Below are 20916 nucleotides of genomic sequence, written 5' to 3' on the forward strand. Positions count from 1 at the left end.
ATCAAGGGTTGCCGCCGGCGTTTGCGCCCGCGGGCTCGCTGGCGCCGGCCCGCTTCGCCCGGATCTGCTTGCGCACCTCGATCCGCTGAATCTTGCCGGTCGCGGTGCGCGGCAGCGCGGCCATGTCCTCCAGCGCCTTGGGCAGCTTGTAGCCTGCAATGCGCTGGGCCGCGAACGCGCGCAACTCCGCAAGGCTCGTCTGCTGCCCGGTATGCCATTCGACTACCGCGACGACGATTTCACCCCAGGTCGCATCGGGCGCGCCCACCACGGCCACATCGCGCACCGCCGGATGCTGGCGCAGCACCTGTTCGACTTCGGCGGGATAGACGTTCTCGCCGCCGGAAATAATCATGTCCTTGATGCGGTCGGTGAGAAAGAGATACCCCTGGTCGTCCAGGTAGCCGCCGTCGCCGGTGCGGTACCAGCCGTCGATCAGTGCTTCGGCTGTCGCGTCCGGACGATGCCAGTAGCCCGACATCAGCGTGGGCGACTGAATCCAGATCTCGCCGGGGGCGCCAGCGGGCTGCGACTGGCCGTGCGAGTCGCGGATATCGACAAGCATGCCCGGCAGCGGCTTGCCCACCGAGCGCAGCAGATGCGGCCGGTTGACGTCGTGATCGCACGGCGGCAGGAACGTGACCGTGCCGCAGTTCTCCGTCATGCCGAAATACTGGCCGAACGCGCAGCCGAACGTTTCGATGCACCGCGCGAGCAGCGTCGCGTCCATGGTCGAGGCGCCGTAGTACACCGTCTTGAGCCGGGGCGCGGGCGCTTGCGGACCGATTTGTTCGAGCAGCATGCGCACGACGGTCGGCACCATGAACGTGCGCGTCACGCCATGCGCGCGCGCGAGCCGCAACAGGTTGGCGGGCGAGGCGTCCGCGGTGAGGATGCAGGTCAGCGAGCGCATCAGCCCGATCAGCATCCACGAGAGTCCGCCCACGTGGAAGTTGGGCATGGGCGAGAGAATAATGTCGTCGTCGTTCCAGTCGGTCCAGTGCGGCGAGCCCACTTCGACATGGCGCGAGAGGGACAGCGCCCGGTGCGAGAGCATGACGCCTTTGGAGCTCCCGGTCGTGCCGCTCGTGTACATCAGCATGGCGCAGGCGTCGGGCGCGCCGCGGTGCGCGGTCTCGTTCACAGCCGTGGTCGAGCGCAGCACGTTTTGCAGCGACTCGGCATCGCTTGCGCGCGTGGGCAAGAGCGCCGGTTGCTGCGGGATCTGCGTGAGAGCCGCGTCGATCGTGCCCCGAAACTCTTCGTCGTGGATGAGCAACCGGCTTTGCGAATCGTCGAGAATGAAAGCGATCTCGCCCGGCGCGCAGCGCCAGTTGATCGGCACGAGGGTCACGCCGGTGCGCAGGCAGGCGAAGAAAACGGGAAAGAACAACTCACTGTTCTTGCCGAGGTAGGCCACGCGCGCACCGGCGCCGATGCCGCGTTCTTTGAGCCAGGCGCCGAACCGGTCGCTCGCGCGATCGAGTTGCGCATAAGTCAGCGTGCCCTGGTCGGCGACGATGGCCAGCCGGTCGGGAAACCGCATCGCACCGCGTGACGGATAGTCGGCCATCCAGAGCATGGCGTCGAGATCGCCGATAGGTTGTGCTGCTTGTCTCATAGGCTTTTGGCTTCGCGATGAAGCGGCTGGTTTCGAAAAGACCCTTGGCATACGTGCGGTTCGCGCCGGGCGAGGGCGAACCCGGATATGATTGTATATATATCGTCATCTAGCATACGAACTATGATGCGAAGTATGTGAGTGAGACGATTGACTGTCAAGACGTGATCAGCCATGGATAGATACGGGTAAACCGCGAATTCCGTGCCACTGCTTTCCGCGCTTCGTTGTCGTGAGACCTCTCGTTCGACTATTTCCGTATGCACGAATAATATATTTAAAGGATCGATTTACGAGGCGGCAATGTCCCCCGAAGTCTTTCCTCCGATCGAACACTAACGCTGGGGATGAATCGCATGAGTGACGATTCCGGATTCGGCTGGACCGATGCTTACCTCCTCGGGTATCAGCCGATGGACGCGACCCACCACGAATTCGTAGAGTGTGTGGACGCCCTGCTGAGCGCAAACGATGCGCTCGCGCCTGCGGCGCTCGATGCATTGATCGACCACGCGCGCCGCCACTTCGGAGAGGAGCGCGACTGGATGGAGGCGAGCCGGTTTCCGGCGCGCGAGTGCCACATCGAGGAACACGACAAGGTGATGGCCTCCGTGCTGGAGGTGCGTGCGCTCGTGGCCCAGGGCGATTGCACCTATGTCCGCCCGCTCGCGCGGGAGCTTGCGCGCTGGTTTCCTGGACACGCCGACCAGATGGACTCCGCGCTCGCGCAGTGGATGGTGCGCAAGCGCCTTGGGGGCGCGCCGGTGGTGCTCAGGCGCGACGTGCTTGCGAACGCGGCGCTGGCCGCCGGGTCGCCCCATGATCATCCACCATCATGATAATATGCTAGCGAACTAATAAGTGGGGGAGACAATGCTGATTCCGGCCAATCGTATCTGGACCGCGTTGAACGAGGAGTTCGCGAAACTCCAGGCGTATATCGCTGACAGCAGCGTGGATGGTTCCGCTGCCATGTCCATCGCGAACGCGCTGCAATTGCTGTTCAATCGCGAGACGGGGGGCGTGGCGGCGCTGCATGCGCGCGCCGCGCAACTCGACGCCGTGCTCGCACGCATGCAGGACACACTGAGCGCCGCGGCGCCGCAAGCCGTGGAGGATCTGGCGGTGATTCGCGCGAGCCTGCACGCAATGAAGGACGGGGGGCACGCGCTGCCGGCTTGCGAGAACGCATGGCGCGACGCACTGGTTCGATTGCAGGCCGTCGTGGCGAGCGTCAATGCGCAGGCCGCGCTGCCGGCGAGCGTCAAGGCCGCGCTCGCTCGCGAGCTGGCCGCGTGGGAGTCGGCCTATTTGCTCGCGCATACCGGGCAGGGCGATGAGGCGGCGAGCACCGGCCAGAGCACGGAAATCACGCGAGAAAACCTGAGCGCCTATTTGCAGGACCGCTTCGATGAACCGGGGCTTCGGGTCAGCGCGTTTCAGCCGCTCGCGGGCGGTTATGGCAAGCAAACGGTGCTGTTCGATGTCGAAGGCAAGGCATTGTCGGGATCGTTCGTCATGCGAAGGGATATCGGTTCCAAACCGTCGGTTGCAAACGACTGCCATTTGATCCGTGATGAATTCCCGGTGATCAAGGCCGCGCACGCACGCGGATTCCCGGCGCCCGACGCGGTGTGGCTCGATACGGCGCACCGGCTGCTGCCGGGCGGAGACTTCATCGTGATGCGCCGCTCGCCGGGCAAGCTGCCCGGCAACTTCTTCGGCGCGCGCAGCCAGGTGCCCGCGAGCCTCGCTTCGTCGCTTGCCGACGTGATGGCGCAGTTGCACACCATGCAGCCGCTGACCGAGCTGGGCGATCTCACCGAATCGATCTGCACGCAACGCTGGAACCTGTCGCGCGGCGAGTGCACCGCGCTTTACATTCGTAGCTGGTACGAGCTTTACCTGAAGACGGAGCACACGCCTTCGCCCGCGCTCACCGCCATTTACGGCTGGCTGCTCGACAACGTGCCGATGCGCGCCGGCCGGCCTTCGCTGTTGCATGGCGACATTGGCTTTCACAACTTCCTGTTCGATGACGACCGGCTTTCGGCCGTGCTCGACTGGGAGTTCGCGCACGTGGGCGATCCGGCCGAGGAACTCGGCTATGTGAGCGTGACGGTGGGCGGCTCACTCGACTGGGCGCAACTCATGCAGCGCTATATCGAAGGCGGCGGCGAACCCGTTGATGACGCAACGATGCGCTTCTTCAAGGTGTGGGCCTATGCGCGCAACGCCACGGGCGCGAATCTGCTGTCCACGCTGTTCTCCACCGGCCACGCGGCCGACCTCAAGCTCGCCATTCTGCCGGTGGCGCATATTCCCCATTTCATTCGCGGCGCGCAGGCGCTGATCGACGAGCGCGCATGATGAGCACGACGACCCCGACAGCCCAGGCTCAAGGCGAGCACGCCGCTGCGCCGCGCGACGCGCAACTCCAGGCGCTGCTCGACAAGGACGCGCTTTACGAACTCGCCGTGCGCTACGCGCGCGCCATTGACCGGCGCGATCGCGCGCTGCTTCTGAGCGTCTATCACGAGGACGCCGTTGACGACCACGGTGTGATGTTCAAGGGCTCCGCCGCCGCATTCGCCGACTGGCAGCCCGAAGTCATGGCGCGGTTCGAGGTCACGGCGCACTACATCATGAACACGTCGTACCGGCTGGACGGGGATCACGCGCAAGGCGAGTTGTATTTCGTGGCGTATCACCGCACGAAGGCGCCCGATGCGAAGGAGGTGGTGATCGGCGGGCGCTATCTGGACCGCTATGAACGTCGCGCGAACGTATGGAAGATCGCGCATCGCACGCTGGTGTGGGACTTCTCGCGCGAGCATCCGCTCGATCCCGCGCAGCGCGACTTCCTTGCGTCGCTTGGCGAATCGGGCTGCGGTAGTGACGACGCTTCATTCGGCTTGTTGCCGCTTTTCAAGCGCTAACCGGCGTTGACAAAGGGGAGGGCGCCGATCGGCCCCACCCCCGCCTTCCCGCTTCAATCCAGACCGCTCGCGACAAAATGCGGATTGTCGAGCCCCGGCTTGGCGTAGCGCAGTTCGCTGCCTTCGAGCGTGCGCACATGGCCGCCCGCCGCGCGCACCACGGCATGACCGGCGGCGATGTCCCATTCCATGGTGCGCCCGAAGCGCGGATAAATATCGGCCTCGCAGGCGGCGATCAAGCACAGTTTGAGCGATGAGCCGGCAAATACCGAGCGCGCTACGCGGCGGCCCGCCAGGAAGTCGGCGAGCGGCGCCTCGCTGCCGTGCGAGCGGCTCGACACCACCGTGCAGCCTTCGAGCGGCGCGCGCCGGCACGTAATGGCGCTACGCACGCCCTTTTCCTCGACATAGGCGCCCGCGCCCACCACACCCGCGAACAGCCGGTCGAGCGCCGGCGCGAAAACGACGCCCAGCACAGGCTCGCCATGCTCCACCAGCGCGATGTTGACCGTGAACTCGCCGTTGCGGCCGATGAACTCCTTGGTGCCGTCGAGCGGATCGACGAGCCAGAAGCGATCGGTCACGTCGGGAATCCGCCCCGCTGACGCCGCTTCTTCCGAAATGGCGGGAATGTCCGGCGCGATGCGCGCGAGCCCGGCCAGGATCACGGCTTCCGCGCGCTCGTCGGCGAGCGTGACGGGCGACGCGTCGGCCTTGTTGTCCACGGCGAAGTCCGTGGCGTAGACGTCGAGAATGACTTTGCCCGCTTCGCGGGCGAGGGCGGCGATCTCTTCACACAATTGTTGCGGGTCGGGGCACATGGGCTGCGGTTTCCTTCGTCTTGTGAGTATGCCTTGTATGCTAGCCGTCCCGTGGGCCGCAATACCGGGAAAATTGATATTTACAATAAGATATGCATGCGATACAAATCGCGCATGGATACGCCCGAACGCTCAGCCCTGACGCTCGATGAGCTCAATCACAAACGCACGGAGGCGGTCCGGCTGCGCCTGGCGGGCGCGACGCTACGCGAGGTACGTGTAGCCACGGGCCTGAGCACGCCGACCATCGTGGCGGCGCATCGCGCATTCCTCACGGGCGGCTGGCCGGCGGTCAAGGTCAGGCCGCGCGGTCGTATGCCGGGAGACGGTCGATGCATCGACGCGACGGCGGAAGCGCAATTCGTGCGCTTGATGCTCACGCATACGCCCGAACAGGCGGGCGTTGGCGCCGCGCTATGGGACGCCACTGTTGCGCGCCACGTATTGCGCGAGCGCTTCGCGCTGGAACTGGGCGCGCGCAGCATGACCAATTATCTCGCCCGCTGGGGGCTCGCGGTAGAGAAGCCGCACGAGCGGCGCGAGCGCGCAAGCGAGCCCTTGCGGCGCTGGCATGCAACGATCTATCCGGGCATCGCCGCGCGCGCCCATGCGGAAGGCGCGGACATACTGTGGGTCGATGAACTCGCGCTGCGCTTGCCGGGCGGTGCGCAAGGGGCTGCCGTGCGGGCCGTGAGCAATCGCGGCAAGCAGATGTGGCTCGCCTACGAAGGCGTATTGCGCGCGCCGATCCTGATCGAATTCCTCGACCGCCTGATTCGCACGACGCAGCACAAGGCGTTCGTGCTGTTCGACGGCATGCAGTGGCACCGCGCCGCCGCGCTCACGCACTGGCTCGCGGACCGGGCCGAACGCATTCTGGCCTTTCACCTGCCGCAAAGCTTGGCCGACAGCGTACTCGCGGCGCCGGCGCGCCCTGTGGCACCGGCGCCGTTGCAGTTTCGCTGCGCGGACCCTTTCGCCGCGCAAGTCAAATATCTAATTGCTCAGTCGGCGTTGTCGGATGCAAGCATACGATATCCAACCATAACCAGTGGGAGGAAATCGACGACTATGACACTGACTCATCTTCAACGGCTCGAAGCCGAGAGCATTCACATCATGCGCGAGGTGGTCGCGGAGGCCGAGAACCCCGTGATGCTCTATTCGATCGGCAAGGACAGCGCCGTCATGCTGCACCTTGCCATGAAAGCGTTCTATCCGGCCGTGCCGCCATTTCCGCTGCTGCACGTGGATACGACGTGGAAGTTCCGCGCCATGTACGAGCACCGCGATCGCATGTCGCGCGATCTGGGCATGAACCTCATCGTGCATACGAACCCCGAGGGTCTTGCGCAAGGCATCAATCCGTTCACGCACGGCTCGGCGATTCATACGCAGATCATGAAGACGGAGGCGCTCAAGCAGGCGCTAGAAAAATACGGCTTCGACGCGGCGCTTGGCGGCGCGCGGCGCGACGAGGAGAAGTCGCGCGCGAAAGAGCGGATCTTCTCGTTTCGCTCCGCAAGCCACCGCTGGGACCCGAAGGCGCAACGCCCCGAACTCTGGAGAGTGTTCAACGCACGCAAGCACAAGGGCGAGAGCATGCGCGTGTTCCCGTTGTCGAACTGGACCGAACTGGACATCTGGCAATACATCTACTTGCAGAACATTCCGATCCCGCCGCTCTACCTGGCGCAGGCGCGACCGGTGGTGGAGCGCGACGGCATGCTCATCATGGTCGACGACGAGCGCATGCCGCTGCGTGAAGGCGAAGTGCCCATGCTGCGCAAGGTGCGCTTTCGCACGCTCGGCTGCTATCCGCTCACGGCGGCGATCGAATCGGAGGCCGACACGCTCGAGGCCGTGATTCAGGAAATGTTGCTCACGAAAACCTCGGAGCGTCAGGGTCGGCTGATCGATCACGATTCGGCGGGGTCGATGGAGAAAAAGAAGCAGGAGGGGTATTTCTGATGTCACACGTATCCGAACTCATTGCGTCCGATATCGGCGCCTATCTGAAGTCCCATGAGCACAAGAGCCTGTTGCGCTTCATCACCTGCGGCAGCGTGGACGACGGCAAGAGCACGCTGATCGGGCGGCTGCTCTACGAATCGAAGATGCTGTTCGAGGACCAGCTTGCGGCGCTCGAAGCGGACTCGCGCAAGATGGGCACCCAGGGCGAGCAGCTCGACTTCGCGCTGCTCGTGGACGGCCTCGCGGCGGAGCGCGAGCAGGGCATCACCATCGACGTGGCGTACCGCTTCTTCTCGACGGACCGGCGCAAGTTCATCGTCGCGGACACGCCGGGCCACGAGCAATACACGCGCAACATGGTGACAGGCGCCTCCACGGCCGACGTGGCGGTGCTGATGGTGGACGCGCGCAAGGGCATCCTCACGCAAACCCGCCGCCATAGCTATCTCGTCTCGCTGATCGGCATTCGCAAGGTCGTCGTCGCGATCAACAAGATGGACCTCGTCGATTACTCGGAGAAGGTATTTCGTTCGCTCTGCGAAGAGTATGCGGCCTTCGCGAGTCATCTCGGCTTCGACGCCATCACCTACATTCCGATGTCGGCTTTCAAGGGCGACAACATCACCGGGCCCAGCGAGAACACGCCGTGGTATCGCGGCACCACGCTGATGGGCTACCTCGAAACCGTGCCCGTGGACGAGGAGCATTTGCAGAAAGCGCCGTTCCGTCTGCCGGTGCAGTGGGTCAACCGCCCGAATCTCGACTTCCGCGGCTTCGCGGGCACGATTTCGAGCGGCATCGTCAAGGCGGGCGACGCGGTGCGCGTGTTGCCCTCGGGGCGCACCAGCACCATCGCCCGCATCGTGACCGCCGACGGCGACATGGAGCGCGCCGTGGCCGGCCAGTCCGTCACGGTCACACTGGCCGACGAAGTGGACTGCTCGCGCGGCGACGTGATCGCCTGCTCGGACGCCCCGCCCGAATGCGCGGATCAGTTCGAGACGACGATCGTCTGGATGCACGACGAGCCCATGCTGCCGGGGCGCACCTATCTGATGAAGCGTGGCAATCGCACGGTCAACGTCCAGGTCACGGACATCAAGTACCAGGTCGACGTCAATTCGATGGAACACCTGGCCTCGCGCGAGCTCACGCTCAATACCATCGGCGTATGCAACATCAGCGTGGACCAGCAGATTCCGTTCGACGCCTATCGCGAGAATCGCGACACGGGCGGCTATATCCTCGTCGATCGCCTGAGCAATCACACGGTGGGTGCGGGCATGTTGCACTTCGCGCTGCGCCGCTCGAAGAACATCCATTTGCAGCCCATGGAAGTGGAGAAGGCGTCGCGCAGCGCGATCAAGGGGCAAAAGTCCTGCGTGCTGTGGTTCACGGGACTTTCTGGCGCGGGCAAATCGTCCATCGCCAACGCGCTGGAAAAGCGCCTGCTCACCATGGGCCGCCATACTTATTTGCTCGACGGCGACAATATCCGGCACGGCATCAACAAGGACCTGGGATTCACGACGGCCGACCGTGTCGAGAATATCCGGCGCGTGGGCGAGATCGGCCGCCTGATGGTCGATGCGGGCCTGATCGTGCTCACCGCGTTCATCTCGCCATTCAGGGCGGAGCGCGAGATGGCGCGCAGTCTGCTCGCGGCCGGGGAATTCATCGAAATCTTCGTCGATACGCCCATTGAAGTGGCGGAGCGGCGCGATCCCAAGGGACTCTACAAGAAGGCGCGCCGCGGCGAGCTGACGAACTTCACGGGCATTTCCTCGCCGTATGAAGCGCCGGAAACCCCGGAAATCCGCATCGACACCACGGCGCTTACCGTCGAGCAGGCCAGCGAGGCGATCATCGCGCACCTGAAGCAGTTCGGCATTCTCGTCAACGACAAGTGAGCGCATGCGCCTGACGCGCGCCACGACATCATATCAACCGGAGGAAACGACATGACAGCTTCACAGATTACGGCAAGCCCGCAGTTGAACGAGGCGTGGTTCGCTTACCACGCAGCGCTCGATGAAATGCGCCAGCAGATGGAGGCAACCCCGCGCTTTCAGCAAACGCCGCAGCATCGCGCCAAGGCTTATCACACGCTGATGGAAATGCAGGCAATGGCGTACAACTTCGCGATTGCGCCGCGCATGCTGCATCCGCGCATCTTCGTGAATTGCGGCTGGTCCACCGACATGTACACGCTCGGCCAGAACGGGCAGGACTTTCTGTACGGCGTGGCGTTCGTCGACGGTGCGCAGACTTACCGGTTGAAAGGGCGCATGGGAGACATCTCGCTCTTTCTGCTGCAAACGCTCAACGGCCTGTTCGGCGAGCCGGACGTCAAGGTGGACGGCAATTACGACTGGGCCGACTTCAAGGTGGACGACGACGGGCGCTTCGAAGTGATCCTGAGCCCGCAGCGGCATGAGGGCAACTGGATTCGCCTCAATCCCGAGATCGGGTTCCAGTTCATGTTGATCCGCCGGGCGCTGCCGCGCTGGGACGGTGATCCGGGCGAACTCAGCCTCGAACGGATCAGCGAGTTGCCGCACGACCACTACGACGGCGACGAGTTCGACGAAGCCGCCATGGCCGCGCGCATCCGGCGCGCCACCTTGTTCGTGCGTTACCTCACGCACGACTTCAACGTGAACCTGTACGACATGTATTTCGCGCAGGCGGGCGGCAAGAAGAACGTCATGGGCCTGCTGCCGGGCACCGTGACGAGCCAGGTGGGCAGCCCCACTTCGAACTATGCGATGGGCGTTTTCGAATTGAAGGACGACGAGGCACTCGTGATCGAAATGGACCAGGTGCCAAACGGCGTGTACTGGTCGTTCCAGCTCGGCGATGTGTGGTCGCGCTCGCTGAATTTCAGTTCGCGCCAAAGCAGCCTCAACAACTGGGAATCGGCCGTGGATGGCGACGGCAAGCTGCGCATCGTGGTGTCGCTGCGCGACCCCGGCGTGAATAACTGGCTCGATCCGTGCGGTCGCGTGGAAGGCACGGTGGTGTTCCGCAACTATCGCGCGACCAGCAGCCCGGTGCCGACGTCGCGGCTCGTGAAGTTCGCGGAGCTGGAGCGCCTGTTGCCCGCCGGCACGAAGCGCGTGAGCGCCCAGGAGCGCGAGGCCGCCATGGAGCGGCGTCGTCAGGCCATGCTGAAGCTGTACGGCGAATAATTTATTATTGCGCCCCCGCAAGGGGGCGAAGGAGGAGATAACTGTGAGTGACAACAACTATCGCGTGAAATCGTGGACGCCGCCGCCGAGGCCCGAATGGGTGCAGCGCATCAACGAGGAGGGGCGGCATCTGGACCTGCGCGGCATTATTCCGCTGGATGCCGATTCATTGATCAGTCATGCGAAGCGAAATACCGGGCTTGACGACTTTGGCGGCGACGACTGGCTCGAACCGTTTCAGATCTACGTGCGCTCGCTTGACGAGGAGGCGGATCTGAACCTGATGGGCCGCATCCTCTCGCGCAGCGACCTCTTGATGTATCTGGAGTTGCGCTTGCGTGTCGAGGCACTGTACCAGCAACACTCCGAGATCGACGACGTCGTGCTCGCGCCGCCGGTGCTGGTCACAGGCTCCGGGCGCAGCGGCACCTCGGCGCTACAGAACCTCATGGCGCTCGACCCCGACAACGGCACGCCAACCCACTGGGAAGCGCTCTTTCCGTGCCCGGCGCCGGAGGCGGCCAGCTACCGTAGCGACCCGCGCATCGATCTGGCGCACGCGCGAATGACGCAATGGAACCGCGTGACGCCGGAACTGACGTCGATTCACGAGTTCGGTGGCGCCATGCCGACCGAGTTGATCCAGCTTGAAGCGGCGAGTTTCCAGAGCCCCGCGTGGATGATCTTTTGCGGCTTCACGCCGAGCTACGACCAGTACATCTATGCGCGGCCAAGCCACAAGCCCGCTTTCGACTATGCCAGGCGCGTGCTCAAGGTGCTGCAATGGAAGAATCCGCGCAAGCGCTGGCTGCTGAAAAGCCCCGATGCGCTGCGGGTGCTGCCCGACTTCTTCGCGGCGTTCCCGAATGCGCAACTGCTCTGGATACACCGCGACCCCGTGAAAACGATGTCGTCGGTCACGAGCCTGATCGGCACGATCATCTGGACGCGCAGCGACCGTCCGATGCCCGAGCAGGCGGTGGCGCAACTTACCAATCCGCGCGGTTTGGCGGGGCTGTTCGACAAGGTCATCGACGAAATTGAAAGCGGGGCGATTCCGCGCGAGCGCGTGCACCATATGCAGTACGGCGATTTCATTGCCGATCCGGTTGGCCAGGTCGAGCGCGCTTACGGTCAAATGGGCATCGACCTGAGCGATACGGCGCGAAACGCCATGCATGCGTATCTGGAAGCGAACCCGCGCGAAAGCCGGCCCGCGCACAAATACAACGTGGACGCGCAAGGCCATCTCAGCGAGGAACGCGAACTCTTCAAGCGCTATCACACGTACTTCGACGTCAAGACCGAAGCGTGACGCACGCGCCGGACCTACCATGAACCCGCCGCGCCTTTAAAGGCGCGGCTTTTTTCTTGCGTCAAGCCGGTGCGCGAACCCAGGCCGGCAGGGCGCGTTCGCCCATGGCGTCGCGATAGGCGGGGGCCACGCAGTCCTCGAAAATGTCGAGACGGGTGTCTTGCGGCGTCCAGCCGAGTTCGGCGCGCGCGCGCGGCGAGCGCGTGCGGCTGCACGACGAGAACACGATCGGCCCCATGAACTTGTCCCAGATCTCGGCGGCTTCGCTCACGGTGACGCTGCGTGTCGCCACGTTCAGATGCCGCGCGATCTGCTGCGCAAGCGAACGGTAGCTCGCTTCGCCCGAAACGGCATGGTAAAGGGCACCCGCCACGCCTTTTTCGAGGGCGAGCCGGTACACCTCTGCCAGGTCATCGACGTGAACGTTCGAATAGACGTTGAGCCCGCGCCCCACGTAGCACACGGCGCCGGTTTTCGAGGCGGAATGGTACAGATCGGCGATCACCTTGCTGCCGCCATGTCCCCACACCAGCGGCGGCCGGATGCAGATGGCGCGCACGCCGCGCTGCGCATGCGCGCGCACCATGTTCTCGATATCGAGGCGCGGCGCGATCTGGCGGCGCGGCGGAAAAGCCTCGTCCTCGGCATAGTTGTTTTCGCTCCAGTCGCCATTGGTGCGCTCGGAAAGCAGGCTCGTGCCGCCCGTGAAGAGGAACGGCTTGTCCGTGCCCTCGAAATTGGCGAGCAGCGTGGAGACGACATGGCGCTCGTCTTCGAGCATCAACTGGGCGGCCCAGACGATGGCGTCGTGCTCGCGCCCGAGCGTGGCGAGCAGGGCGTCGTCGCTCAGGTCGCCCTGTAGCGTGACGAGGCCGGCCGCTTCGAGCGCGGCGGCGCTAGAGGCGTTGCGGATAAAGCCGGTGACGCTGTGGCCCGTCGCCAGCAGGCGCGCGGCGACATGCTTGCCGATATAGCCCGTGGCCCCAAACAATAGGACATTCATAATCTGCATTCCTGTTTAATTTGCTGATCGATTTCCGCGCGACAAGGCACGCTAAAACTCCGCAGTGCGCGACGCGCTCACGCCTTGCCGGTTGCGAAGCCTCGGCCGTGTTCGCGGTCGTAAAGCGCGCCTGCGCCTTCATAGGCGCTTTCCGAGCCCGGCAGCTCCTCCAGGTAGGGAAAGCGCGTGAGCTGGTTGCCGCCGCTCACGTCCAGAACGGTTCCGGTCACGTAGGTCGCGCCCGCGAGCCAGCGCACCGCGTCGGCCATGTCGTCGGGCTCGCCGAGCCTGCCGAGCGGCACCTCGCGCACGAAGCGCTCGCCCACGCCAGGCGTGTTGTAGAGGTCGCGCGCCATCTCGGACATGACCGTGGCGATGCGAATGCCGTTCACGCGCACGCGCTTCGGGCCATATTCGATCGCCGCGTAGCGCACGAGGCATTCGGTGCCGGCCTTCGCGCATGCATAGGAGAAATGCGGGGCGATGGGGTGGGTCGCGCTCATCGAGGAGATCAGCACGATCGAGCCGCCGTCGGTCATCGCTTCGGCCATGTCGCGCACGAAGTAGGTCATGCCGAACAGGTTCACCTGCACGGCCTGCTGCATGATGGCGGGCGTGGCGTTGGCGATCATGCTCATGGTGGGCGTGGCCGCCGAGTTGACCGCGATATCGATCCTGCCGTAGCGCTTGAGCGCTTCGTCGCGCAGCGCCGTGATCTGCGCTTCGTCGCCGCCGTCGCACGCAATGGCGGTGCCGCCGATCTTCTCGGCGAGCCGCTTGAGCGGCGCGAGGCTGCGCGCGGCGACCACGACCTTGGCGCCCGCCGCCGCGAGTCCTTCCGCGATGCCCCAGCCGGTGCCGCCCTCGGCCGACGCGCCGAGCACGACCGCCACCTTGCCTGATAGATTGTCCATGTGAGTCCCCATTGGATTGGTTTGAGAGAAACGCGCGCGTTAGCGGCAAGTCAGTCCGCCATCGACGACATACTCCGCGCCCGTGGCGAAGCGCATGTCGTCGGAGGCGAGCAAAAGCATCATGTGCGAAAGTTCGTCGGGTTCGCCTACCCTGCCGGCGGGTACCACCGAAAGAATCTGCTGAAGCGAATCGGAGTCGCCCGCGGTCATGTGGGTGCGAAACGGGCCGGGGTGCAGCGAATTCACGCGTATGCCGTACTGCGCCAGTTCGAGCGCGGCGACCTTGGTCATCCCGCATACGGCGAATTTGGAAGCGGTGTAGGCGAGCGTGCAAGGCACGCCGCGCAATCCGCTCGTCGACGACACGTTGATGATCGAGCCGCCGCCCGCGCGGCGCATGGAGGGCAGCACGGCTTGCATGCCGAGGAAGGTGCCGATCTGGTTCACGGAGATGACGTTGCGCACGTCCTCTTCGCTGAGCTGCTCGATGGGGGCGACCACACCGAGCACGCCCGCGTTGTTCACGAGCACGTTGACCGGCCCGAACTGCGCTTCGGCGAGCGCCACGCTGTGCGCCCATGCTTGCGCTCGCGTGACGTCGTGGTGAACGAAGCGTGCGCGCTCGCCGAGTTCGTGAGCGAGCGCCTCACCGGCCTCGTCCAGCACGTCGCATAGCACGACGCTCGCGCCCTCCGCGATCAACCTGCGCGCGAAGGCGGCGCCCAGCCCGCGCGCCGCACCCGTGACCAGTGCGGTCTTTCCGCTGACTCGTCCCATGATGGTCATGTCCTTTCCGGTTCAGTGAATTCGATGAATGTGCGTCTATTCGGCGAGGCTGCCGCCGTCGACGACGAGCGCATGGCCGTTCACGAAGCTCGCCTTGTCCGAACAGAGCCAGATAGCCGCTTCGGCCATTTCGTCCGGCGTGGCGAGGCGTCCCATGGGCGAGTGGTTTTCGAGCATCTCGCGCACCTGGGGCGACGTTTGCATGATTCCTTCGATCATCGCCGTGCGCGTGACGCCGGGGCACAGCGCGTTGACGCGAAGGTTCTGCCGCGCATACTGGAGCGCGGCCGACTTCGTCGCGCCGATGACGGCATGCTTGCTCGCGGTATAAGCGGGTTGAAACGAGGTTCGCGAGGCAATGAAGCCCGCGAGCGACGCGGTATTGACGATCGCGCCGCCGCCGTTGGTGAGCATCGCGGGAATTTCGTGGCGCAGGCAGGCCATCACGCCGAAGAGATTCACTTCGAAGGTTTTGCGCGTGGTTTCCTCGCACCATTCGCCGTCGCCGGAAAGCGCGACGCCCGCGTTATTGAACGCGCAATCGAGGCGGCCGAAGCGCGCGAGCGTGCCGCGCACGAAGTCGGCCACGACCTGGTCGTGCGTGACGTCGCCATCCAGCGCAATCGCGGGTTTGCCCAGTTCGGCGATCAGGGCGGCCGTTTCGTCGGCGCGTTCGCGGCGCACGTCGGTGACGACGACGCTCGCGCCGCGCCGCGCGAAAAGCAGGGCGGCCGCGCGCCCGATGCCGTCACCCGCGCCTGTCACCAGGGCGACCTTGCCGGTGAACCACTGTTCGATGCTATCGGTCATTGCATTCCTCGTCGGTGGTCGCAACGGCGGCGCGCATCTGGCGCGCACAGACCGTTTGCGTGAGGCGGAGCGCGCGGCGGCCTCAGCGCGCCTGCACCTCGCGAATATGGAAATTGGACCAGGTGTCCATGAGATCGCCCTCACCGCGCCGCCCGTCGTAGCGCAAGCGCATGCAATGCATATGGACGAGCAGGTTCTGCCAGTACATCTTGGGAATCATCGAGACCGTTTCGCCCACTACGTGGCGGATGTCGCCGCATGCGTCTTCGATATCGATTTCGATGGCCTTGACGACCAGGCTCTCGTTGTCGATCTGCGTGCGCACGTCGATGCGCACGACGGGCCGAGGTTCGCCGTTCACGGCGAACCAGCCGCTACGCAGGTTCAGGCTGGGTGTGGGACCGCCGGACTCCCACTTGTTGATACCTTTGCCGTCGGGGCCTTCTACGCTCTGGTGCCAGCCCGGCCCGAATGCCTCGCTCTCCAGCAAGCCGGTATCGAGCCACGCGAGCACGAAAGCGCAGTCGGCGCCGAACCAGCCCGTGATCCAGCGGTAGGGCGGCGTGCGTTCCGGTTGCTCGGGGCGCGCATAACCCCACGAACGGTCGCGCACATAGAAGCCGTCGATCACATGGCGCTTCGCGTCGAGCGTGAGTTCGCCGCGCGTTTTCATGAGCTGCGTGAAGTGCCTGCCGCCTGGCCGCCCCACCGGTGGCAACGCGGCTTCATAGTTCAGGCGCAGGGCGAATGCGCGTGCCGGATCGTCGACTTCGATCGAGATACGGTCGAGCGGCTTGTCGATTCGCAGCCGCATTTCGCAGGAGCCCATTTGCAGGCGATAGTCGCGGATATCGGCCACGGCGGGCAGATATTGATGCTCGACGAAATAGTCGGCGGCGAGTTGATGGCGCAGAATGCGCGCACCCTGATAAACGAATATATGCGCCGACATCGTGTTGAGCACGGGATGCCAGAGCAGATAGATATTGCACTGAATATCCTCGTGCGGAATGTTGAATCCGTAGAGATTCGTTTCAATGCTGGTGAAGGGCGCATCGGGCGCCACGGGATGAAGGAAATCGTCCTCGGGCGTGATCTCGCTGAAGGCGAGTGCGCAGCCCGCGTGAGCGCTTTGTTTCCACATCGAAGGGTTCTCCGGGTTCACACGCGGGCAACGATGAGGCGCGTGAAGCGCGCCACGCGCTGCCGCGCGACTTCGGACAGACCATAGGGCGGCAAGGGCAGGCGCAGGCCGACAAAGCGCGCGATCCTCTCGCCGGAGGACATCAGGTAGGTGATGGTGCGAATCAGGCTTCCCACATTGCTGCCGTGGTGCTCGAAACGCTCGCCGCCGACGAAACGCCCGCCGTGCTGCTCGGCCTCCTCGCGAATGAGCGCGAGATTCTTTTTCGACGAACGCCGGCACACCACGTAGACCGCGAACGCCGTGGCCTGTAGCGTGGCGCGCATGTCGGCGCGCGCGAGCAGCGACCAGATCGGCACGCACGGATGGTGCTGCCACGTGTTGGAGACGAGGCAGATCAGGTCATAGCGCGCGCCAAGCGCCTGCTCCGGCTCCACGACGACGGGAAGGCGCGCTCCCGCTGCCGCCGCTCGCGTCCAGCGCTTGACGTCGGCAGGCGAAAGCGGTCGTTGCAGGCGCAACGATGAGTCGGCGAAATCGACCCGCGCCGTGGCGACTTCGTAGCCGGCAAGGGCGAGTTCGCCCGAAGCCAGCTCCACCACGCGCTGCGCCTCGCCCGTGAACGTGTAATAGATGAGCAGCGCCTTTTTCATGACCGTGCCTTTCGTGCATGGGAGGGAGATAGCCGGGCGCGCGGCATGCGCACCCTGCACGTCACGCCTCGCCGCCCATGAAGCTCGCCACGATAGCTTCGATTTCCGGGTCGGTCTTGCGTGCGACTTCGCAAAGGAAGCGCGAGTCGTCGCCCACGGGGTAGCGAATCCGCGGCGAATCCGCTTGCAGCGCGGCCAGCACGGTGTCGGCGATCACGGAAGGGTCGAGCATCGTGTCCCACGACTTGTTCGCCACGGCGAGAAACCCGTCGTAGAACGCGCCAAAGCGTGCCGCGTGTTCGGGCGAGAGCGCCGCACGATCGCGCGCCACGCTCTCGAGTTGCCCCGTGACCATGGCTGTTTTCACGCCGCCCGGCTCGATCAGGACGACTTCCACGCCATCGGCCTTGGCTTCGCGGCGCATCACGTCGGCCATGCCTTCCAGCGCGTGCTTCGACGCGACGTAGTGGCCGAGGAACGGCAGGCCGACCTTGCCGGCAAACGAGCTGATGAGCACGAGGCGGCCCTTGGCGGCGCGCAACGCGGGCATGCAGGCCTGGTAGATCGCGGCGGCCGCCACGGTGTTGATTTCTAGCGTGCGGCGCAGGCCCGCGAGCGAAGCGATTTCGAGTGGCCCGGTCGGGCCGACCGCCGCGCAGACCACGACCGCGTCGAGCGACGGCAGGGCAAGCGCCTTGAGGTCGTCGAGCACGCGATCGGCGTCGGCCAGATCGAGCTTGAGCGTGCGGCTCACGCCCGGCGCGCTTGCGCGCAGGTGCGCGGCCTCGTTGTCGTTCAAAACTGTCGCGGTGACGGCGTAACCCTGCTGCACCAGTTGCTTCACCACTTCGGTGCCCATGCCGCCGGCCGCGCCGACTACCAATGCTGTGCGACTCATTCAGTTCTCCTTGTTGTCCTTGTTACCGTGGGGCGCTGATCGCCCCGCCATGTCTTGAGTGCTTGCGTCGTTCAATTCACCCGCTGCCGCTCGCCGGTGCGCGCGGCGGTTTCGATGGCGTGCAGCAGCTTGTGACGGACCACGGCGTCGTCGAAGGTGGGACAAAGCCGCGTGCTGTCGCGCAGGTCTTGCGCGAGCCGGACATAGGCCTGCGCGACATTGAAGGAGAATCCCGGCGCGGGTTGCGGCGGCGCCCAGCGGTAGCGCCCGGGGACAGGCAGCGCTTGCAATGCCGTTTCTCCGCCGCGCGCGCCGAGTACCGAAAGCTCGAACATTTGCGCGTGGCCGCCGTTCGAGACGATCTGGATATCGCCTTCGCTGCCGTTGATTTCCCACAGCAGATTGGTGCCGCGCGAGACGCCGCCGCGATAGTGAATGGCGAGCGCCGCGCCGTTGCCGAGAAGGCCCGTCACGCAAAGCTGGTCATGGGCGGTCATCGGCAGCACCTCGCCGGTTTCGGCCACGGTGAAGCGCGTGTTGCGGTTCGCCGCGGTTGCCGTGACTTCGGTGATTTCGCCCAGCACGTGGCAGAGCGCATCCACGGTATGGCCAAGCGGAATCGTCAGCATGGTCGCGCCGTTGCGGATATCGCCGGTGTAGGCGTTGGGCTGCTCCATGACCGGCCCCCAGTTCATGCCGGAGCCGATCAGGGTGGTGGACAGCACCTCGCCTACGTAGCCTTGCTGGATCAGGTCGCGCACATAATTGATGGCGGGCGCGCTGCGCGCCTGCAAACCGACCACGGCATGCAGGCCTTTGCGACGCGCCAGTTCGGCCAGTTCCGCGGTTTCGGCGAGACCATTGCCAAGCGGCCATTCGCAATAGACGGCCTTGCCCGCTTCGAGCGCGGCGCTCACGAGTTCGTAATGGTGCGGCACCTTCACGGCGACCACGACGAGATCGACGTCGGGGCAGGTCACGAGATCGTGATGATTGTCGAACGCGTGCGCAACGCCGAACTGGCGCGCGGATTCGGCGGCCGTGCTCGCGCGGGTCGTCGAAACCGCGGTGAGGGCGAAGTCGGGGATCGACTTGAGCGCGGGGATGTGCGCAACCGCGGCCCAGCCGCGGTCCGGACTTGCCCCGATGATGCCGACGGAGATTGTGCGGGTCATGTAACGGTTCCCAGGGTGTCGCGCACCGCTGGCGGCGGCGAATAAATATGAATAGATATGGTATGCAACAATACAATAATTGCGCGGTAAGCGCGACCTGGCTTGTGCTCTCGTATACCCGTATGGGGAGAATGTGGCGGGATTGCGCCGTTGGCGGCGACCATGCGGCCGCCGTCGCATGCCGGACTACGCGAGCGCGCGCGAGCGGTGGAGGGTGAGTTGCGCGAGGCGCGCGAGAGATCAAGCGCGCGAGGCCCGTGTGCTGTTGCACGGCACTTCGCGCGCGGCGTGGCGCCGGTTCAACCCGGCTGGTTCATCTTCCACACGTAGTCGTTCCACTGAACTTCCTGGGTTTCGCCCCAACCCGTCTGGCCGTTCCAGTCCCATTCGACGAGCCCGACGTGACAGTTCATGTTCGACCAGCCCGACCAGTTGCTTTGCGCGGTGACCTTGCCGGTGAGCCGGTAGACCTCGCCGGTGCTGTCCTCGAACTCGTACTCGTGGCTGAGCGGCCGGCACAGCGGAAACTCCCGGTGCGTGATTTTCGATGCCCGCACGATGCGGCGCTGCTCGCCGCGCACGACCACCCAGCCGTCCTTGAAGATACCGGCAGGAGGCTCGAACTTGCCGATCCAGTCGGGGTTTCTCGCGGGGTCGTCGTGCGAGCCGACGCAGAACGCGAAGTCGGCGCCGAACGCACCGGTCACCCACGTATAAGGCGGCACCGGTGCATGCGCCTCCGGTCGCTGCTCGCCCCACGAGCGGTCGCGCACCGGGTAGCAGTCGACTGCATGGCGTTCGCCGCGCAGCACGAGCGTGCCGGTTGCGTGCATGACCTGCTCGAAGTGTTTGCCGTTGGCGCGCATGACGGGCCGGTCGGTTGCCTTCAGTTCGACGTCGAACGACGTCTCGCGTACCGGGTCGTCGAACGTGAGCCGCACGTGCTCCGTGGGCACGATCACCTGAGCGCGAAAGCCGTTGGGCAACTGGATATCGTGCCCGTCGCCGATCACGGCCGAGGCCATGTAGTCGCGGAACTCGAACAGCTCGCATTCGAGGTGCTGCTGCTTGTGGCCCTTGAAAATCATCAGGCCGGCGGTGACGACCTTGAGGTTGGGGTGCACCCAGCAATACGCGAAGCAGTTGATCGCGGCCTGGGGCACATGGAAGTTCCAGTACCACGTTTCGGTCAACGTGTCGCCGGGCTCCCCCGTGCCGTGGAAGAACTCGTCGGCCGGCGTATGCACGCCAAAGCCGCCGCCCAGGTTGCTGTTCCAGTCTGTGTCTTCAGCCACGATTTTCTCCTGATTCGGTAGTGAGCAGAATGCCAGCCTGCGCCAGCCGCGGACAAGCCGTGCATGCGCGCGGCAAACCACGGGCGCGGCGGCCGGCACTGCGGGTGTTCACGTTAATAATGCTTGTATAACGTATTCATCAATACTAGATGATCGTGGCCGACATTACCTGTCCTCCGCGACATCGTCAATCCCCACCACTACCACGGTGTCTGCGCGACGGCACAACCGCACAGCGCTTATTCCAGCATTGATTCCAGCGTATCTCCGGGCCTCCTGTCGTAAGCGCCGCGCAACACGTCAACGGCGATGAGGATCTCTGCCGCACGCTCAACCCGCCGGGAAACAGTCATCCAAAAAGCGTGTTTGAAAAATTA

18 protein-coding genes are annotated in these 20916 nt (G+C 64.6%); 7 read left to right on the forward strand and 11 right to left on the reverse strand.

The window, feature by feature from the left end:
* Window position 1 precedes the first annotated feature (1 nt).
* Window positions 2-1621, reverse strand: a complete 1620-nt coding sequence (locus tag C7402_RS30930) for a long-chain-fatty-acid--CoA ligase (RefSeq protein WP_116613348.1) — start codon at window positions 1619-1621, stop codon at window positions 2-4.
* Window positions 1622-1977: 356 nt separating this feature from the next.
* On the opposite strand from C7402_RS30930, the gene C7402_RS30935 reads away from it, so the two are divergent.
* Genes C7402_RS30935 through C7402_RS30945 form a run of 3 tightly spaced genes read left to right on the forward strand, consistent with a single transcriptional unit; the run spans window position 1978 to window position 4560 of the window.
* Entirely contained in the window at window positions 1978-2460 is a 483-nt protein-coding gene (locus tag C7402_RS30935; RefSeq protein ID WP_116613459.1) for a bacteriohemerythrin, read from the forward strand.
* A gap of 34 nt (window positions 2461-2494) precedes the next feature.
* On the forward strand, window positions 2495-3991 hold the full coding sequence (locus C7402_RS30940) for a phosphotransferase (RefSeq protein WP_116613349.1): 1497 nt from the start codon (window positions 2495-2497) through the stop codon (window positions 3989-3991).
* Window positions 3991-4560 carry a nuclear transport factor 2 family protein gene (locus C7402_RS30945; RefSeq protein ID WP_165842032.1) on the forward strand — a complete coding sequence of 190 codons (570 nt, stop codon included), beginning with the start codon at window positions 3991-3993 and terminating at the stop codon, window positions 4558-4560. Before C7402_RS30940 ends, C7402_RS30945 begins: the two co-directional genes overlap by 1 nt.
* Window positions 4561-4613: 53 nt before the next feature.
* Here C7402_RS30945 and cysQ read toward each other — a convergent pair whose 3' ends face one another.
* The gene (gene cysQ, locus C7402_RS30950) at window positions 4614-5381 is read right to left on the reverse strand and encodes a 3'(2'),5'-bisphosphate nucleotidase CysQ (protein ID WP_116613351.1); all 768 of its coding nucleotides are present in this window, start codon (window positions 5379-5381) and stop codon (window positions 4614-4616) included.
* Window positions 5382-6425: 1044 nt separating this feature from the next.
* Here cysQ and cysD point away from each other — a divergent pair.
* Genes cysD through C7402_RS30970 form a run of 4 tightly spaced genes read left to right on the forward strand, consistent with a single transcriptional unit; the run spans window position 6426 to window position 11861 of the window.
* Window positions 6426-7352, forward strand: a complete 927-nt coding sequence (cysD, locus tag C7402_RS47480) for a sulfate adenylyltransferase subunit CysD (RefSeq protein WP_425273816.1) — start codon at window positions 6426-6428, stop codon at window positions 7350-7352.
* Window positions 7352-9265, forward strand: coding sequence for a sulfate adenylyltransferase subunit CysN (gene cysN / locus C7402_RS30960; protein ID WP_116613353.1), 1914 nt, complete (start codon window positions 7352-7354; stop codon window positions 9263-9265). Before cysD ends, cysN begins: the two co-directional genes overlap by 1 nt.
* A gap of 51 nt (window positions 9266-9316) precedes the next feature.
* A complete protein-coding gene (locus tag C7402_RS30965) occupies window positions 9317-10546 on the forward strand; it encodes a DUF1214 domain-containing protein (protein WP_116613354.1) in 1230 nt (409 codons plus the stop codon).
* A gap of 43 nt (window positions 10547-10589) precedes the next feature.
* Window positions 10590-11861 (forward strand): sulfotransferase family protein, encoded by a 1272-nt coding sequence (locus C7402_RS30970; protein ID WP_116613355.1) that lies wholly within the window; start codon window positions 10590-10592, stop codon window positions 11859-11861.
* Between the two features lie 61 nt (window positions 11862-11922).
* On the opposite strand, the gene C7402_RS30975 is transcribed toward C7402_RS30970, so the two are convergent.
* The 9 genes from C7402_RS30975 to C7402_RS31015 all read right to left on the reverse strand — a co-directional run bounded on the left by C7402_RS30975 (window position 11923) and on the right by C7402_RS31015 (window position 20539).
* Window positions 11923-12864: an NAD-dependent epimerase/dehydratase family protein gene (locus C7402_RS30975; RefSeq protein ID WP_165842033.1), complete on the reverse strand. Its 942-nt coding sequence runs from the start codon at window positions 12862-12864 to the stop codon at window positions 11923-11925.
* Window positions 12865-12941: 77 nt separating this feature from the next.
* Complete coding sequence (locus C7402_RS30980) at window positions 12942-13778, reverse strand: SDR family NAD(P)-dependent oxidoreductase (protein ID WP_116613356.1); 837 nt, start codon at window positions 13776-13778, stop codon at window positions 12942-12944.
* A 39-nt stretch (window positions 13779-13817) separates the two neighbouring features.
* Entirely contained in the window at window positions 13818-14555 is a 738-nt protein-coding gene (locus tag C7402_RS30985) for a glucose 1-dehydrogenase (RefSeq protein ID WP_116613460.1), read from the reverse strand.
* Between the two features lie 45 nt (window positions 14556-14600).
* The gene (locus tag C7402_RS30990) at window positions 14601-15374 is read right to left on the reverse strand and encodes a glucose 1-dehydrogenase (RefSeq protein ID WP_208949032.1); all 774 of its coding nucleotides are present in this window, start codon (window positions 15372-15374) and stop codon (window positions 14601-14603) included.
* Window positions 15375-15456: 82 nt separating this feature from the next.
* Window positions 15457-16518, reverse strand: coding sequence for a DUF7064 domain-containing protein (locus C7402_RS30995; RefSeq protein WP_116613357.1), 1062 nt, complete (start codon window positions 16516-16518; stop codon window positions 15457-15459).
* Window positions 16519-16535: 17 nt separating this feature from the next.
* Complete coding sequence (locus tag C7402_RS31000) at window positions 16536-17171, reverse strand: flavodoxin family protein (protein WP_116613358.1); 636 nt, start codon at window positions 17169-17171, stop codon at window positions 16536-16538.
* Window positions 17172-17232: 61 nt separating this feature from the next.
* The gene (locus tag C7402_RS31005) at window positions 17233-18069 is read right to left on the reverse strand and encodes an SDR family NAD(P)-dependent oxidoreductase (RefSeq protein WP_116613359.1); all 837 of its coding nucleotides are present in this window, start codon (window positions 18067-18069) and stop codon (window positions 17233-17235) included.
* Between the two features lie 71 nt (window positions 18070-18140).
* Complete coding sequence (locus C7402_RS31010) at window positions 18141-19244, reverse strand: Gfo/Idh/MocA family protein (RefSeq protein ID WP_116613360.1); 1104 nt, start codon at window positions 19242-19244, stop codon at window positions 18141-18143.
* Window positions 19245-19543: 299 nt separating this feature from the next.
* Window positions 19544-20539 (reverse strand): DUF7064 domain-containing protein, encoded by a 996-nt coding sequence (locus C7402_RS31015; RefSeq protein WP_116613361.1) that lies wholly within the window; start codon window positions 20537-20539, stop codon window positions 19544-19546.
* Window positions 20540-20916: the final 377 nt, after the last annotated feature.

Origin of the sequence: Paraburkholderia unamae, from assembly GCF_003096875.1 — a bacterium.
Classification (GTDB): Bacteria; Pseudomonadota; Gammaproteobacteria; order Burkholderiales; family Burkholderiaceae; genus Paraburkholderia; species Paraburkholderia unamae.

Bases quoted from the DNA above. Each gene is read 5' to 3' on its own strand.
- C7402_RS30945 (WP_165842032.1), top strand. From the start codon at position 3,991: ATGAGCACGACGACCCCGACAGCCCAGGCTCAAGGCGAGCACGCCGCT.
- C7402_RS30930 (WP_116613348.1), bottom strand. From the start codon at position 1,621: ATGAGACAAGCAGCACAACCTATCGGCGATCTCGACGCCATGCTCTGG.
- cysN (WP_116613353.1), top strand. From the start codon at position 7,352: ATGTCACACGTATCCGAACTCATTGCGTCCGATATCGGCGCCTATCTG.
- C7402_RS31005 (WP_116613359.1), bottom strand. From the start codon at position 18,069: ATGAGTCGCACAGCATTGGTAGTCGGCGCGGCCGGCGGCATGGGCACC.
- C7402_RS30940 (WP_116613349.1), top strand. From the start codon at position 2,495: ATGCTGATTCCGGCCAATCGTATCTGGACCGCGTTGAACGAGGAGTTC.
- C7402_RS30975 (WP_165842033.1), bottom strand. From the start codon at position 12,864: ATGAATGTCCTATTGTTTGGGGCCACGGGCTATATCGGCAAGCATGTC.
- C7402_RS30990 (WP_208949032.1), bottom strand. From the start codon at position 15,374: ATGACCGATAGCATCGAACAGTGGTTCACCGGCAAGGTCGCCCTGGTG.
- C7402_RS30965 (WP_116613354.1), top strand. From the start codon at position 9,317: ATGACAGCTTCACAGATTACGGCAAGCCCGCAGTTGAACGAGGCGTGG.
- C7402_RS31000 (WP_116613358.1), bottom strand. From the start codon at position 17,171: ATGAAAAAGGCGCTGCTCATCTATTACACGTTCACGGGCGAGGCGCAG.
- cysQ (WP_116613351.1), bottom strand. From the start codon at position 5,381: ATGTGCCCCGACCCGCAACAATTGTGTGAAGAGATCGCCGCCCTCGCC.
- C7402_RS30980 (WP_116613356.1), bottom strand. From the start codon at position 13,778: ATGGACAATCTATCAGGCAAGGTGGCGGTCGTGCTCGGCGCGTCGGCC.
- C7402_RS31010 (WP_116613360.1), bottom strand. From the start codon at position 19,244: ATGACCCGCACAATCTCCGTCGGCATCATCGGGGCAAGTCCGGACCGC.
- C7402_RS30985 (WP_116613460.1), bottom strand. From the start codon at position 14,555: ATGGGACGAGTCAGCGGAAAGACCGCACTGGTCACGGGTGCGGCGCGC.
- C7402_RS30995 (WP_116613357.1), bottom strand. From the start codon at position 16,518: ATGTGGAAACAAAGCGCTCACGCGGGCTGCGCACTCGCCTTCAGCGAG.
- C7402_RS30935 (WP_116613459.1), top strand. From the start codon at position 1,978: ATGAGTGACGATTCCGGATTCGGCTGGACCGATGCTTACCTCCTCGGG.